15 protein-coding genes are annotated in these 13,761 nt (G+C 37.8%); 8 read left to right on the top strand and 7 right to left on the bottom strand.

Annotated features, from left to right (window positions below):
- Window positions 1–31 precede the first annotated feature (31 nt).
- Genes BARBAKC583_RS02435 through rsmA form a run of 3 tightly spaced genes read left to right on the top strand, consistent with a single transcriptional unit; the run spans window position 32 to window position 2,840 of the window.
- Window positions 32–1,009 (top strand): SurA N-terminal domain-containing protein, encoded by a 978-nt coding sequence (locus BARBAKC583_RS02435; protein ID WP_005766603.1) that lies wholly within the window; start codon window positions 32–34, stop codon window positions 1,007–1,009.
- Entirely contained in the window at window positions 1,009–2,019 is a 1,011-nt protein-coding gene (gene pdxA, locus BARBAKC583_RS02430) for a 4-hydroxythreonine-4-phosphate dehydrogenase PdxA (RefSeq protein ID WP_005766601.1), read from the top strand. Before BARBAKC583_RS02435 ends, pdxA begins: the two co-directional genes overlap by 1 nt.
- Window positions 2,010–2,840, top strand: coding sequence for a 16S rRNA (adenine(1518)-N(6)/adenine(1519)-N(6))-dimethyltransferase RsmA (gene rsmA, locus BARBAKC583_RS02425; protein WP_005766599.1), 831 nt, complete (start codon window positions 2,010–2,012; stop codon window positions 2,838–2,840). The genes pdxA and rsmA overlap by 10 nt, the downstream gene beginning before the upstream one ends.
- A gap of 50 nt (window positions 2,841–2,890) precedes the next feature.
- Here the strand turns inward: rsmA and gmk are convergent, their stop codons facing one another.
- From gmk to BARBAKC583_RS02390, 7 genes are all read right to left on the bottom strand, one after another.
- Entirely contained in the window at window positions 2,891–3,556 is a 666-nt protein-coding gene (gene gmk, locus BARBAKC583_RS02420) for a guanylate kinase (RefSeq protein ID WP_005766597.1), read from the bottom strand.
- An 81-nt stretch (window positions 3,557–3,637) separates the two neighbouring features.
- Entirely contained in the window at window positions 3,638–4,747 is a 1,110-nt protein-coding gene (gene mltG / locus BARBAKC583_RS02415; RefSeq protein WP_005766596.1) for an endolytic transglycosylase MltG, read from the bottom strand.
- A 108-nt stretch (window positions 4,748–4,855) separates the two neighbouring features.
- Window positions 4,856–6,118 (bottom strand): beta-ketoacyl-ACP synthase II, encoded by a 1,263-nt coding sequence (gene fabF, locus BARBAKC583_RS02410; protein ID WP_005766594.1) that lies wholly within the window; start codon window positions 6,116–6,118, stop codon window positions 4,856–4,858.
- A 109-nt stretch (window positions 6,119–6,227) separates the two neighbouring features.
- A complete protein-coding gene (locus BARBAKC583_RS02405) occupies window positions 6,228–6,464 on the bottom strand; it encodes an acyl carrier protein (RefSeq protein WP_005766592.1) in 237 nt (78 codons plus the stop codon).
- A 258-nt stretch (window positions 6,465–6,722) separates the two neighbouring features.
- Window positions 6,723–7,460 (bottom strand): 3-oxoacyl-[acyl-carrier-protein] reductase, encoded by a 738-nt coding sequence (fabG, locus tag BARBAKC583_RS02400; protein ID WP_005766591.1) that lies wholly within the window; start codon window positions 7,458–7,460, stop codon window positions 6,723–6,725.
- 18 nt (window positions 7,461–7,478) lie between these two features.
- Entirely contained in the window at window positions 7,479–8,423 is a 945-nt protein-coding gene (fabD, locus tag BARBAKC583_RS02395) for an ACP S-malonyltransferase (RefSeq protein WP_005766589.1), read from the bottom strand.
- Between the two features lie 66 nt (window positions 8,424–8,489).
- Window positions 8,490–9,077, bottom strand: a complete 588-nt coding sequence (locus tag BARBAKC583_RS02390) for an undecaprenyl-diphosphatase (RefSeq protein ID WP_005766587.1) — start codon at window positions 9,075–9,077, stop codon at window positions 8,490–8,492.
- 356 nt (window positions 9,078–9,433) lie between these two features.
- Between BARBAKC583_RS02390 and rpsF the strand changes: the two genes are divergently transcribed.
- The 5 genes from rpsF to BARBAKC583_RS02365 all read left to right on the top strand — a co-directional run bounded on the left by rpsF (window position 9,434) and on the right by BARBAKC583_RS02365 (window position 13,749).
- Window positions 9,434–9,844 carry a 30S ribosomal protein S6 gene (gene rpsF, locus BARBAKC583_RS02385; protein WP_005766585.1) on the top strand — a complete coding sequence of 137 codons (411 nt, stop codon included), beginning with the start codon at window positions 9,434–9,436 and terminating at the stop codon, window positions 9,842–9,844.
- Window positions 9,844–10,092, top strand: a complete 249-nt coding sequence (gene rpsR, locus BARBAKC583_RS02380; protein WP_005766584.1) for a 30S ribosomal protein S18 — start codon at window positions 9,844–9,846, stop codon at window positions 10,090–10,092. The genes rpsF and rpsR overlap by 1 nt, the downstream gene beginning before the upstream one ends.
- Window positions 10,093–10,247: 155 nt before the next feature.
- The gene (locus tag BARBAKC583_RS02375; RefSeq protein WP_005766582.1) at window positions 10,248–11,228 is read left to right on the top strand and encodes a hypothetical protein; all 981 of its coding nucleotides are present in this window, start codon (window positions 10,248–10,250) and stop codon (window positions 11,226–11,228) included.
- Window positions 11,229–11,253: 25 nt separating this feature from the next.
- Window positions 11,254–11,793 (top strand): 50S ribosomal protein L9, encoded by a 540-nt coding sequence (rplI, locus tag BARBAKC583_RS02370; protein ID WP_005766580.1) that lies wholly within the window; start codon window positions 11,254–11,256, stop codon window positions 11,791–11,793.
- 453 nt (window positions 11,794–12,246) lie between these two features.
- Window positions 12,247–13,749: a replicative DNA helicase gene (locus BARBAKC583_RS02365; protein WP_005766578.1), complete on the top strand. Its 1,503-nt coding sequence runs from the start codon at window positions 12,247–12,249 to the stop codon at window positions 13,747–13,749.
- The last annotated feature ends 12 nt before the right edge of the window (window positions 13,750–13,761 follow it).

Below are 13,761 nucleotides of genomic sequence, written 5' to 3'. Positions count from 1 at the left end.
GTAGCTTAGGGGATCGATGAAAGTTAGTATAATGCGAAAATTTACTGCCGTGAAAAAAAATAAAAATCATTTTCTTACCTTATTTTTTACTGCCTTTTTAGGTGTAAGTAGTCTATTTATAAACGTATTGTCTATATCACCAGTCTTTGCACAACAAACCAAAGTGGCTCTTACAGTTAATGGTAATGCTATTACAAATTATGATATTCAAAGGCGTATTGCTTTTCTCAAATTACAACAGAAGAAGGAAAACCTCTCTGTACAGGCAAAAAATGAGCTAATTGATGAAATGCTCAAAAAGATTGAAATAAAGCAGCGTAATATTGATGTCAGCGATAGTGAAGTTGATGCTGCTTTTGAAAATTTTGCAGTACAAAATCATATGACCATTAATCAGCTTAGCGAAATGCTGACTCAAACAAATGTCACAGTGAAGCACTTTAAAGACTATATACGCGGTCAAATAGGATGGGGACGCCTTGTTAATGCGCGTTATCAAGCTGAAGGTGGCCTTCTTACTGAACAAGAAGTTGCACATAAAATATTAAAAAATGGTGGCCAAAAACCTTCAACGGACGAATATACATTACAGCGAATTATTTTTGTCATTCCTGCACATCGCCGTTCAGAAATTTTACAAAAACGTACGCAAGAAGCAAATAGTTTCCGTGAACATTTCAATGGATGTAATAATACGAGAGCACAAGTGAAAGGCATACTGGATGTTACTATTCGCAGTTCAGTAAAAATTTTAGAACCCCAACTTCCTCAGGATTGGAAAAAATTTATTCTTGAAACGCCTGCTGGAAAAATGACCCAGGTACAAGAAACCCCAAATGGCATTGAAGCATTTGCTGTTTGTCAAATAAAAAGAGTTTCTGATGATCGTGTTGCTCAACTTTTATTTTCTATTCAACATAGTCAAGAAGATATTCCTCAAGAACTTGAAACTCTAAGCGAAAAATATTTAAAAGAGTTGCAACAAGCTGCACATATTAAAGATTCATAATGGCTCCATTAATTATTAGCGGCGGTGATCCAGCTGGGATAGGTCCCGAAATAGTTATCAAAGCTTGGAGTATGCGTAATATACGTGATATTACGCCTTTTGTTCTTGTTGCTGATCCTGATGTTATTCGTTCACGCGCTCGTTTTTTTCAACTTAAGATTGATGTAGAATCTGTTTCTATAGATAATCCTGTTAGAAACTTCCAAACGGCTCTTCCTGTAATACCATTAAAAAACCAGCAAAGCGATCAACTAGGAGTGCCTTCACCAGACAATGCTGCTGGAACAATTGAAGCCATCAAACACTGTGTTCAATTGATTCACAGTGGCCATGCGCGCGCAATGGTCACCTGTCCTATTGCAAAAAAAAACCTTTATGATATCGGATTTGAATTTGCAGGTCATACTGAATTCTTAGCTCACCTTGCTCAAAAACATTTTGGTCAGCCCTATCATCCGATTATGATGTTATCTGGGCCTCAATTAAAAACAGTGCCTATTACTGTTCATATTCCACTTAATGAAGTTCCCTTACACCTCACCTCTGACCTAATCATTCGAACTTCTTTAAGTGTTGAAAGTGCTTTAAAGACGCAATTTGCGATAACTTCACCCCGTTTGGCTATCGCCGGTCTCAATCCCCACGCTGGAGAAAATGGCACAATAGGGAAGGAGGATATTGAAATTATCACTCCTGCCATTGACTATCTTAAGAAACAAGGTCTTCATATCATAGGCCCTCTGTCTTCAGATACAATGTTCCATAAAAATGCGAGACAAACGTATGATGTTGCTCTTTGCATGTACCATGATCAAGCCCTCATACCCATTAAAACATTGGACTTTGACACCACTGTTAATATCACCTTAGGGTTACCTTTTATACGAACATCTCCGGATCACGGGACTGCTTTTGATATTGCTCATAAAGGCATTGCCTCTCCTGAAAGCTTTATTGCTGCTCTTCAAACAGCAAACCAACTCGCAAACAATCATTTAATATGCCAATAGACAACCTTCCTCCTCTCCGTGAGGTCATCAATGCATATGGACTGCAAGCTAATAAATCTTTGGGCCAAAATTTTCTTTTTGACCTTAACTTAACATCTAAAATCGCTCGTCAAGCAGGCAATATAGAGGGAAAGCCTGTTATTGAAATTGGCCCTGGTCCTGGTGGTTTAACCCGCGCCTTGCTTGCAAAAGGCGCCATTGTAACAGTGATAGAACGTGATAAACGCTGCCTACCAGCGCTCTTAGAGATAGAAAAGCACTATCCAAAAAAATTAAATCTTATTTTTGATGATGCATTGAAACAAGACCTCTCAAAACTCTCTGAAACATATCCGGAAAAACCGCGTATTATCGCAAATCTTCCCTATAACATTGGAACACAGCTCCTATTAAACTGGCTTTTGACGACATCATGGCCTCCCTTTTATGAATCGATGACTCTGATGTTTCAGCGTGAAGTCGCCAAACGTATCACTGCAACTCCTCAATCACCTCACTATAGCCGCCTTAGCGTATTAGCCGGATGGCGTACCATTGCAAAAATTGCCTTTGATGTTCCTCCACAAGCTTTTATACCAGCTCCTAAAGTAACATCTTCTGTTATTAATATTATTCCACGCCCGCAACCTCTGGCGTGTTCAGTACAAAAATTGAGTTTAGTTACAAAAGTTGCTTTTGGAGAAAAGAGGAAAATGCTTCGACAAAGTCTTAAAACTATTGGAGGGAAAGAATTATTAGAAAAAGCTGGAATCGATGAAACACGTCGGGCCGAAACACTCTTAATTCCCGAATTTATAACTCTAGCAAATTTAATGACTTAAAACACTCACGCTTTGGTTAACTTTAAAAGTCTCTTCAATAATAAATCGTCTTAATCAATCTTTTCAACACTCAATTTATTAACAAAAGATTCAAGAAAACAACAACGATCACGTTTCATTGTCTCTGCTCGATAAATTGATTTAACAAGCAATAAAGATTGATCTAAATCCTCATTAATAATTACATAATCATAAGAACGCCACTGCTGTATCTCTGTCCGTGCATTATTCAATCGTAGATTGATGATATCCTGACTATCTTCTGCTCGACGATGTAAACGAGCGACAAGCTCTTTCATTGTTGGAGGAAGGATAAAAACAGAGACTGTATCTCCTGGCATTTTTTTTTGAAGTTGTTCGGTGCCTTGATAATCAATATCGAATAACATATCCTGACCAGTACTCAAAGCATCTTCAACATTTTTACGCAAAGTTCCATAATAATTTCCGTGAACTTCTGCCCATTCGATAAACTCACCCTCATCACGCTTATATTCAAACTCTTGTTTTGAAATAAAGTAATAATGAAGAGCATCGATCTCACTAGGACGCCTTGGTCGTGTTGTCACACTTATAGACAGCTCTAACCTTTCATCTTTTAGCATTAAATGAGAGAGAGTTGATTTGCCAGCACCTGAAGGTGAAGAAAGAATGAATAGAAAACCACGACGTTGACCGGTTTTTTGAGAACTCAATTCATTGTTAAATAATGTCATAATACTATTTCTTTTTTCTCAAAGCTTTCTTCTAAAACTATAATATTAACGTCGGTAATGAATTCTCAAATTCCCCCAAATTTAACGTGTTTTCTTTAATGCACGCCATTTACGAACATTTATGTTATGCTCATCCAAAGTTTTAGAAAAAACATGCCCGCCAGAACCATCAGCAACAAAATAAAGCGCATCACTTTTTGGTGCATTTGCCACTGCTTTCAAAGAAGCCTTACCTGGATTCGCAATAGCAGTTGGTGGCAATCCATAGATTTTATAAGTATTGTATGGTGTTTCCTTTTCAAGATCTGAACGGTAAATAGGACGACCTGAAGGATTTCCCTTCCCACCAAAGATACCATAAATAACTGTTGGATCAGATTGAAGACGCATACGCTTAACGAGACGATTATAAAATACTGCAGCAATTTGCGGTCTCTCCGTTGCAATCCCTGTTTCTTTTTCAACAATGGAGGCCAATATAACAAATTCGTCAATAGACTTGATTGGTAAATCAGGTGAACGGCTATCCCATATTTCCTGGATGAGTTTTTTTTGTCCTTCAATCAGTCTCTTTATAATCTCCGCGCGTGTTGTCCCACGAATAAAGTGGACAGTATCCGTCATTAAACTGCCTTCTGGAGGCAAAGTTTCTGGAAGATCACCAACCAGTACTTCATGCGCTGCTAAACGATCAAAAACCTGCTGAACTGTCAAACCCTCCGGCACGGTCAATACGTGTTCAATAGATTTTCCTTGTACAAAAATATCCATAATGCCTTTCATTGAAGCATAAGCTGGAATTAAATATTCTCCAGCTTTAAGATGTTTCGCTTGCCGATAATAACTAACTCCATACACAAAAATATCTGATGATCGAATGAGGTTACGCTTTTTAAGAAGTGATGCAATTTCCCGAATCCCTGTTCCAGGATGGATAAACACAACTTGTTCTTTTTCAGCTGGTCCTTTTCCCTCAAATATATTTTTTCCAATATAAATAGGAACACTTACAGCCAAAATTACAAAGATAATCACCATCAGAAGGAAATGACTGAAGATAACAAACGGATTGCGCACAACATGAGATTTTTTTTGCTTTTTACAAGCTAACACATCGTCATTATTCAGCAAATGATTCGGTGAAGAACCATCTATATCTTGTGATAATATTTCGTTTTTCGAATCAGACATGATTATCAGCTTCAATAACCTTGAAACACTACGCTACTCTTTTGTTCTGAAGCCTTATCATCAAGAAAAAAATTAAAAAAACAATCATGATAAACAAATGTACTCTCTTCATCCTGTAAAGCGTCGCATGACCAATGATGCATTTGTTCCACCAAAACCAAACGAATTAGAGAGAATTGTATCAATTTTCCGTTCACGTGGTTTGTGAGGCACCAGATCAATCTTCGTCTCAATCGATAGATTATCAAGATTGAGTGTTGCAGGAGCTATATTATCCCGTATCGCTAAAATACAAAAAATAGCCTCAGCAGCACCAGCAGCCCCCAATAAATGCCCAATAGATGACTTGGTAGACGACATTAACACCTGCGATGCATGATGACCTAAAACACGCTCAACAGCTGCCAACTCTATAACATCAGCCATCGTTGATGTACCGTGAGCATTAATGTAATCAATATCACACACATTCACTCGTGCATTTTTGAGGGCAGCTATCATACTGCGCTGCGCACCTTCACCACTTTCTGGAGGAGCTGTAATATGATACGCATCACCAGACAAACCGTAGCCAATAATCTCAGCATAAATGCGAGCACCCCGTTTTTTTGCATGTTCAAGTTCTTCTAAAACGATAACAGCAGATCCTTCACCCATGACAAAACCATCGCGGTCAACATCATAAGGACGTGATGCACGTTCAGGATCATCATTACGCCCCGTAGAAAGAGCTTTACAAGCAGCAAAACCAGCAATAGATATCCGGTTAATTGGAGATTCAGCTCCCCCTGCTACCATAACATCTGCATCGCCAAACGCAATCAAACGAGCTGCATCACCAATTGCATGTGCCCCTGTTGAACAAGCTGTTACAACCGCATGATTAGGACCACGCAAACCATACTTAATAGAGACATGACCTGAGGCAAGGTTAATCAAACGTCCTGGAATAAAAAAAGGAGAAACCCGACCAGGCCCCTTATCACGAAGAGTATAACCTGCTTCAACAATGCCTTCAATGCCACCAATACCAGAACCAATCATAACACCCGTGCGGATCTGGTCTTCATCATTTTTTGGACACCATTCAGCATCTGCAAGTGCTTGATCGGCAGCAGCTACCGCATATACGATAAATGGGTCAACTTTGCGTTGTTGCTTAGGCTCCATGTGTAAATCAGCATTATAGGTCCCATTTGTCCCATCTCCTACAGGAACACGTGCGGCAATTTGACATGGTAAATCAACTACATCAAATTCAGTAATACGCCGAACACCGCTTTTCCCTTCAAGAAGACGTCTCCAACTACACTCAACATCACCAGCTAGCGGAGATACCAATCCTAAACCAGTAACAACAACACGTCTCATATACTTTTAACCCTGAAACAAAGCACTCATCTCTCTATGCTATATCCTCAAATAGCTCTAACTTGAAAGAATAAGGGCAAAAGTACAGTGCTTTTGCCCATCAACAAAGTTATGAAGAGGCTTTATCAATAAATTTTACTGCATCATTAACTGTGAAAATCGTTTCAGCAGCATCGTCTGGGATTTCTATACCGAATTCTTCCTCAAAAGCCATAACGAGCTCGACCGTATCAAGGCTATCTGCTCCTAGATCATCGATAAAGCTTGCATTTTGTACTACCTTATCTGCGTCAACTCCAAGATGCTCTACGATAATCTTCTTAACGCGCTCTTCTGTATCACTCATATTGAAATCCTTAAATTTATATTGTTTTCCTATAGTTAATTAGCGACATGGTTTCATATCATCAAATGATAGATCTATCACTTCAGAATTCTAACAATAATTTAGAACATTTTGTGGATATCTCCTATAAATGAACCAATTAAGTATCCGATAAGTGAGCAATCACCATATCCGAGAAATAAACATACCGTTCGTTTATCTCACTTATGTTATCTAAAATAATACAACTTATAAATCAACGTAGAATCAAGCAAATACTCAGATCATTGCCATACCACCATTAATATGCATCGTTTGACCAGTTACATAAGCTGCTTCATCACTTGCCAAATAAACAGCTGCAGAAGCTATTTCTTCACACATTCCCATACGTTTCATTGGAATCGCAGCCATAATCGCTTCTTTTTGCTTTTCATTAAGTTTATCGGTCATCGCAGATTTAATAAACCCTGGAGCAATACAATTAACAGTTACATTTCTTGATGCAATTTCTTGCGCCAATGATTTAGAGAATCCTATCAAACCAGCCTTCGCAGCGCAATAATTCGTTTGCCCAGGATTACCAACAAAACCAACAATAGATGTGATATTAATAATACGACCATAACGCTGTCGCATCATAGCGTGTACTAATTCACGTGTCAAAGTAAAGGCTGCTGTTAAATTGACAGCCAGCACATCATCCCAGTCTTTATCTTGCATACGGACAAAAAGACCATCGCGCGTGATGCCAGCATTGTTAACAAGGATGTCAACACCACCCATCTTTTCTTCTGCTGTTTCAGCTAATTTTTTAATGGCTTCACGCTCAGAAAAATGAGCTGGAAAAACAAAAATATTATCTCCAAGATCTGCAGCAATTTCTTTAAGTTTTTCTTCACGTGTTCCATGAAGTCCAACAATTGCTCCTTGCGCATGAAAAATACGCGCTATTGCTTCTCCAATTCCACCTGATGCCCCCGTTACAAGAGCTCTTCTATTTGTTAGTTCAAACATTTTTCAAACCTTCTAAAATTAAACACCCAAAATCTTCAGGGCTTCTTCAATTTCCTCAGCTGTGCCAATTGTTAGACCCTTAATGTCCTTATTAATACGGCGAGCCAAACCTGTTAGCACTTTTCCAGAACCAATTTCAAAAAGCATATCAACTCCATGAGCTCCAAACCACTCAATCGTTTCACGCCACCTTACTTGCCCAGTGACTTGATGAACAAGAAGCGTAAGAATCCGCTCCGGATCATTTTCTGGCGCAACAGAAACATTTGCAATCAATGGAATAACAGGAGCTGCTAAATTAACAATTCTAAGTGCATCCTTCATTGCATCAGCAGCAGGCTGCATCAAAGATGAATGAAAAGGTGCTGAAACTGGAAGAAGAATCGCACGTTTAGCACCTTTTTCTGAAGCAATCTTCACTGCTGCCTGAACTGCTTTTGCTTCACCTGAAATAACAATTTGTCCACCACCATTGTCATTAGCGATCTGGCATATACCTTCTTTCACAACAGCTTTACAAATTTCTTCAACCTCTTGTTCATTCAAACCAATAAGTGCAGCCATCAACCCTTCACCAACAGCAACAGCTTCCTGCATAGCATTTCCACGAATCCGCAAAAGCCTTGCTGTATCAGCTAAACTAAATGTATTAGCTGCACAGAGTGCTGAATATTCCCCTAAAGAGTGACCTGCAACAAATTTTACTTTTGATTCTATATTAAGCCCCAATTTTTCCATCACGCGAATGATTGCTAAGGATACAGCCATTAAGGCTGGTTGCGCATTTGCTGTGAGTGTCAGTAAATCCTCTGGCCCTTCAAAAATGATGTGCGACAATTTCTCGCCTAAAGCATCATCAACCTCTTCAAAGACCATACGCGCTTCAACAAATTGTTCTGTAAGCATTTTGCCCATACCAACAACTTGGCTTCCTTGTCCTGGAAAAGTGAATGCTGCAACCATTAAATGACTCCTCAATGAAAAAATTAAGTTATCTATTATCAACTAAATTCATAAAAACAAAGCAACTTACTTAGAATAAATATCTGCACTAAAATTATATTTCAAAGGTGGAATTTTATACAAAAACCCTGGGAAATAAGGGGAAACAAAGCGAATAATACTCCAACCAACAAAACTGCCCAAAACAGCGCCAACCAAAACATCAAAAGGATAGTGTACACCAGTAAAAACACGTCCCCAACAAATTAAGAATAGAAACATTAACGCAAATTTAGAAATTATTTTGTACTGAGAGAAATAAAGACAAGCTGCATAACACCCAATAACCAACGCATGATGACTAGGGAAAGAAGCAGTTGCCTTATGATGAATCAGTGGTTGAGTTAAATTTGCTACGAAGGGGCGCGGACGAAAATACATTAGAGAAATGAAATAGCTCAAAAAAAATACAAAACAAATGCTGGTGCAAATACTGAGCACCACACGGCGCTCCCTATACCCACCACAAAACCATAAAATAAAAATATGTAGAGGAATAATATAAATCAAAAATTTTGCACAAATAATACCAAACCAAACTAAAACAGACCATGTCTGATGATTGCCCGAAAGCATTTCAAAAAGCGCTCCATCAATCTGGTAAAAAAGGTCCATTTTTTCTCTCATTTCTCAAAGTTTACTCTATCAATCGCTCATTACAAATGAGCAAATATATAAAAATACATCTAGACTCAATAAATCCATATTTTTCATACACATTAACTTGCTATTTTTTGAGATAAATTGTAAATGGTTATTGTTCGTTACCAGTGTTTTGGCTGGAGGTTGAACGGAGGACTGGTAAATCAAATCAACCGGCAGGAAGCATAATAATTCCGACCTCCCGTATCTCCGCTCTCGAATGTCTCGAATTTGCAAACGCGTCCTTTCTTCTTTGGAATTTCCAAAAAGACAAGTCGCAGAGGCTTTGCGCCAAAACCAGTGAAGTTTAATTGAAGAAAGGTACAATCATGGCTCTTTATGAACACGTGTTCCTTGCTCGACAGGATATTGCACCGCAGCAAGTTGATGAACTTTTAAAAACCTACAAAAATGTCATTGAATCACACGGTGGAAAAGTTGAACGTACTGAAAACTGGGGACTTCGTTCCCTTGCTTATCGCATCCGTAAAAATCGCAAAGCTCATTATGTATTGATCAATATTGATGCTCCAGCTGCAGCAATTGCTGAAATGGAGCGTCAAATGCGTATCAATGAAGATATTTTGCGTTACATAACTATCCGCGTAGAAAAGCATGAAAAAGAGCAATCTGCTATGCTTTCACGTCCTGACCGTGATGATTTCCCCGGCAAAGATGAAGAGCGGCCTCGTCCTTCACGTCGCCAATACGAAGATGTTGTAGAAGGAGGAGTAGAATAATGTCCGACATTAATCAAAACTTGGCACGTCGTCCCTTTAATCGCCGCCGCAAAACATGTCCTTTTTCAGGGACAAACGTTGCGAAAATTGATTATAAGGATATTAAATTATTACAACGTTATATTTCAGAGCGTGGAAAAATTGTTCCTTCACGCATTACAGCTGTCAGTCAAAAAAAGCAGCGCGAATTAGCTAATGCTATCAAGCGTGCTCGTTTTCTTGGATTGCTTCCATATGTTGTAAAATAAACTATCAATACACTGGCAGTTAGAAAAATTTAGCTGCCTTTTCTATATGTGTCTATGGTATCCCCATATTAGTTGTAAGCACATGCGAAAATATATAGAATATTCAAAGTTGGAGTGTTGCGATTCTCCTAACTGCAAAAGCAGGACAGCGGTAAATGAAAAATTTTCGTTTTTATGAAATAACAGTTGGTATTTTAGCTGGGTTATTTGCTGCTATTATAGGGATAGTCATCACAAGTATTGCAAATATCGCACCTTACCTTTCCTTTTTTCTTGGTTGTTTTATTTCACTTCCAATCTTTGTTTCTGCATTCAGTTTAGGAACATTATCTAGTCTTGCTGCCTTAATAAGTGCTACGGCTATTCTCGTTACAACCAATAGTGTTTATATTGGTTTTAGCTTTATGTTGTTGTTTTTTTTGCCTGCTGTCTATGCTTCTTGGCTTCTTGGACTCGCAAAACCAACGCAAGAAAAAAATTCGCTGATATGGTACCCATTATCATCAGTTATTTTTCTCTTAACTAACTTTATTGCTCTCATCTCGACTTTTATTGGATTTTATATCCAAAATCATCCAAACACTCCCATAATTGCACAAGAAATTGCTGAAAATGTAGTACAGGCTATGCGGCAATCAAAATCCATAGATGAAAATGATATTCTAGCTTTTTCTGACTTGATAACAACACATATAGCGACTTTAACAGCTATTGCACTAGTTATTTATAGTTTGATTTTTCTGATTGGTAATCTCTATTTTTCAATAATCATAGCACAACGTATGCAGTGGCTAGCAAGACCTCGTGATGATTGGAGACAAACCTTCCGACTTCCAATTTCTGGACTGGCTATTTTTATCATCATTTGCATAACATCGGTAATTGAATTCGGCTCTATTTTTGATTTAAGCATACGTGTCTTTACCACTGCATATACTATAATCATATCAATCAGTGGTCTGGCGTATCTCCATAATATTACACAAGGAATAAACAGCCGGATCATTATATTATCTCTTGTCTATATTGCAATTTTAACTGTTGTTTTTGCTCCACCCATCTTTTTCGTCATTCTTTTGATGGGTATTTGGGCAACTATCCAATATAACAACCAATCACTCGATAGATTATATTAATTGACCTATTTGAAAGGAAAAAACTATGGATATTATTTTGCTTGAACGCATTAATCGTCTCGGTCAGATAGGCGATATTGTTTCAGTTAAAGATGGTTATGCACGTAATTTTTTATTGCCCAAAGGCAAGGCCCTACGCGCCAATGAGGCTAATAAGAAGTTTTTTGAGACACAGCGCATAAAACTTGAAGCTCGTAATCTTGAATGCAAAAATGAAGCCCAAAAAATTGCTGAAAGACTTAATGGTAAATCATTTATTGTTGTTCGTTCAGCTGGTGAAACAGGGCAACTTTATGGTTCTGTATCAACGCGTGATATTACAGATATTATAACAATGGATGGTTTTTCCATTGAACGCAATCAAATTGAACTTAATCATCCAATAAAAACTATCGGTCTTCATCCGGTTACCCTCAACCTACATCCTGAAGTTCAAATTTCTGTAACAATTCACGTTGCACGTTCAGCCAACGAAGCACAACTTCAAGAAGAAGCTAAAATTCTCACTTCTGTGGAAGCAACGGAAATTGTTCAAGAACAGCCATTAGAAGAAAATATTGGATGATAGTGATAAAAATGGCTTTTAAAGAAAATCTGAATTAACATTTTTCTTTTTTGTCTTTTTATTTTTTAAAATATCCGCATGTTATAAAAATACTCAGTTTAAAGAAATCTGAGTATTTTCATTAAATTATTGTAGTTGCATAACAAGTTTTTCAGCGTATTATTTATCTCACGAGAGATTTCAAATTGTGGGTTATTATGGGGGAGGTGTTTCCGCTCGTATTTACTTCGTTGTGTAAAAATAGCATGAAAACCACTTCAAATATTGTGATCTAAATGGCTAGATCATAAAACATAAGATATAGAAACTATAGTATACGCATTGTTTTTGTTAAAGAAAGTATTATTAATTTCAAAATGCTATTTTTACTAAAATCAGAGATTTGCAATCCTATCCCTTTAATATACAGCACTCTTAATAATCAAACTTAAAGTCTGAGTGGAAAAAGTCGTTATGGAAGAAACAAGTATCTTGAATTCTAGCCCTTCGCACAAAGAAAAAACTTCTTCTTTTCGACAACTGCCGTATAATATTGAGGCTGAACAAGCGTTACTTGGTGCAATTCTCATTAATAATAATGCAATTGATCGCGTTTCAGATTTTTTAAAACCAGAGCATTTTTTCGAAATATTACATCAAAAAATCTTTGACATTTTATCGCAAATTATCAAAAAAGGAAAACTTGCTAACCCCGTTACTATCAAACCCTTTATTCCAGCTGAAGAAAAAATCGGAGACATCACTGTCTTCAACTACGTTATTCGTTTAGCTAAGGAAGCAATTACAATTATCAATGCAGAAGATTATGGGCGCATTATCTATGATCTTTTTATCCGGCGATCCTTGATTAATATTGGTAACCAAATTGTGAACACAGCTTTTGATGCACCTGTTGAGCTTACGCCAGCGCAACAAATTGAAATGGTTGAACGCAATTTGTTTCAATTAGCAGAAACAGGCAAATATGGTGGAGGTTTTGAAAGTTTCGATGATGCTATCAAAAAAGCTATCGACATGGCAGGAGCTGCCAAAAAGCGCTCTTCAAAATTATCAGGTATAGCCACTCATATTAACAAACTTGATGAGCAGATGGGAGGATTGCAGCCATCTGACCTTATTATTTTAGCTGGACGCCCTGGTATGGGGAAAACCTCACTCGCCACCAATATTGCCTTTAATATTGCAAATGCTTATAATCGTAATGCTAAAATAAAAGATCCATCAAAAGAAAATGAAGGAGGTATTGTTGGCTTCTTCTCTCTTGAGATGTCATCAGAGCAACTTGCCACACGTATCATTTCTGAACAAACGGAAGTCTCTTCTTCTGAAATTCGGCGTGGAAATATTTCAGAAGAGCAATTCGCAAAATTACTACGCACAGTAAATCGTCTACAAAAAGCGCCACTCTATATTGACCAGACTGGTGGTATATCGATCACTCAATTAGCTGCGCGCGCGCGTCGTTTAAAACGACAACACGGATTAGATGTATTGATTATTGACTATATACAGTTAATGACAAGCAATTCGAAACGTTCATCAGAAAATCGTGTTCAAGAAATTACAGAAATTACTACAGGACTAAAAGCTTTAGCGAAAGAATTGAATGTGCCGATTATCGCCCTTTCACAGCTTTCGCGCCAAGTTGAAAACCGAACAGATAAACGCCCACAATTATCAGATTTACGCGAATCTGGTTCAATTGAACAAGATGCGGATATTGTTCTTTTTGTGTATCGTGAAGAATATTACCTCAAAAACGAAGAACCTAAAGCGGGTAGCCCTGAACATTTGAAATGGCAAACTGATATGGATGCAGTTTTTGAGAAAGCAGACATTATTGTTGCAAAACAACGCCATGGGCCAACAGGAACAGTTCGGCTTGCCTTTCAATCAGAATACACACGTTTTAGCGATCTGGCAGATAACGATTATCTTCCAGAACAATTTGGTTAAAAATCATCTCAC

Source organism: Bartonella bacilliformis KC583 (assembly GCF_000015445.1).
In the GTDB taxonomy this organism is placed as follows: domain Bacteria; phylum Pseudomonadota; class Alphaproteobacteria; order Rhizobiales; family Rhizobiaceae; genus Bartonella; species Bartonella bacilliformis.
This window is presented reverse-complemented; position numbering and strand designations above follow the sequence as displayed.

What these genes read in the sequence shown, in the direction of transcription:
- BARBAKC583_RS02435 (WP_005766603.1), top strand. Translation starts at nt 32, where the DNA reads ATGCGAAAATTTACTGCCGTGAAAAAAAATAAAAATCATTTTCTTACC.
- pdxA (WP_005766601.1), top strand. Translation starts at nt 1,009, where the DNA reads ATGGCTCCATTAATTATTAGCGGCGGTGATCCAGCTGGGATAGGTCCC.
- rsmA (WP_005766599.1), top strand. Translation starts at nt 2,010, where the DNA reads ATGCCAATAGACAACCTTCCTCCTCTCCGTGAGGTCATCAATGCATAT.
- gmk (WP_005766597.1), bottom strand. Translation starts at nt 3,556, where the DNA reads ATGACATTATTTAACAATGAATTGAGTTCTCAAAAAACCGGTCAACGT.
- mltG (WP_005766596.1), bottom strand. Translation starts at nt 4,747, where the DNA reads ATGTCTGATTCGAAAAACGAAATATTATCACAAGATATAGATGGTTCT.
- fabF (WP_005766594.1), bottom strand. Translation starts at nt 6,118, where the DNA reads ATGAGACGTGTTGTTGTTACTGGTTTAGGATTGGTATCTCCGCTAGCT.
- BARBAKC583_RS02405 (WP_005766592.1), bottom strand. Translation starts at nt 6,464, where the DNA reads ATGAGTGATACAGAAGAGCGCGTTAAGAAGATTATCGTAGAGCATCTT.
- fabG (WP_005766591.1), bottom strand. Translation starts at nt 7,460, where the DNA reads ATGTTTGAACTAACAAATAGAAGAGCTCTTGTAACGGGGGCATCAGGT.
- fabD (WP_005766589.1), bottom strand. Translation starts at nt 8,423, where the DNA reads ATGGTTGCAGCATTCACTTTTCCAGGACAAGGAAGCCAAGTTGTTGGT.
- BARBAKC583_RS02390 (WP_005766587.1), bottom strand. Translation starts at nt 9,077, where the DNA reads ATGGACCTTTTTTACCAGATTGATGGAGCGCTTTTTGAAATGCTTTCG.
- rpsF (WP_005766585.1), top strand. Translation starts at nt 9,434, where the DNA reads ATGGCTCTTTATGAACACGTGTTCCTTGCTCGACAGGATATTGCACCG.
- rpsR (WP_005766584.1), top strand. Translation starts at nt 9,844, where the DNA reads ATGTCCGACATTAATCAAAACTTGGCACGTCGTCCCTTTAATCGCCGC.
- BARBAKC583_RS02375 (WP_005766582.1), top strand. Translation starts at nt 10,248, where the DNA reads ATGAAAAATTTTCGTTTTTATGAAATAACAGTTGGTATTTTAGCTGGG.
- rplI (WP_005766580.1), top strand. Translation starts at nt 11,254, where the DNA reads ATGGATATTATTTTGCTTGAACGCATTAATCGTCTCGGTCAGATAGGC.
- BARBAKC583_RS02365 (WP_005766578.1), top strand. Translation starts at nt 12,247, where the DNA reads ATGGAAGAAACAAGTATCTTGAATTCTAGCCCTTCGCACAAAGAAAAA.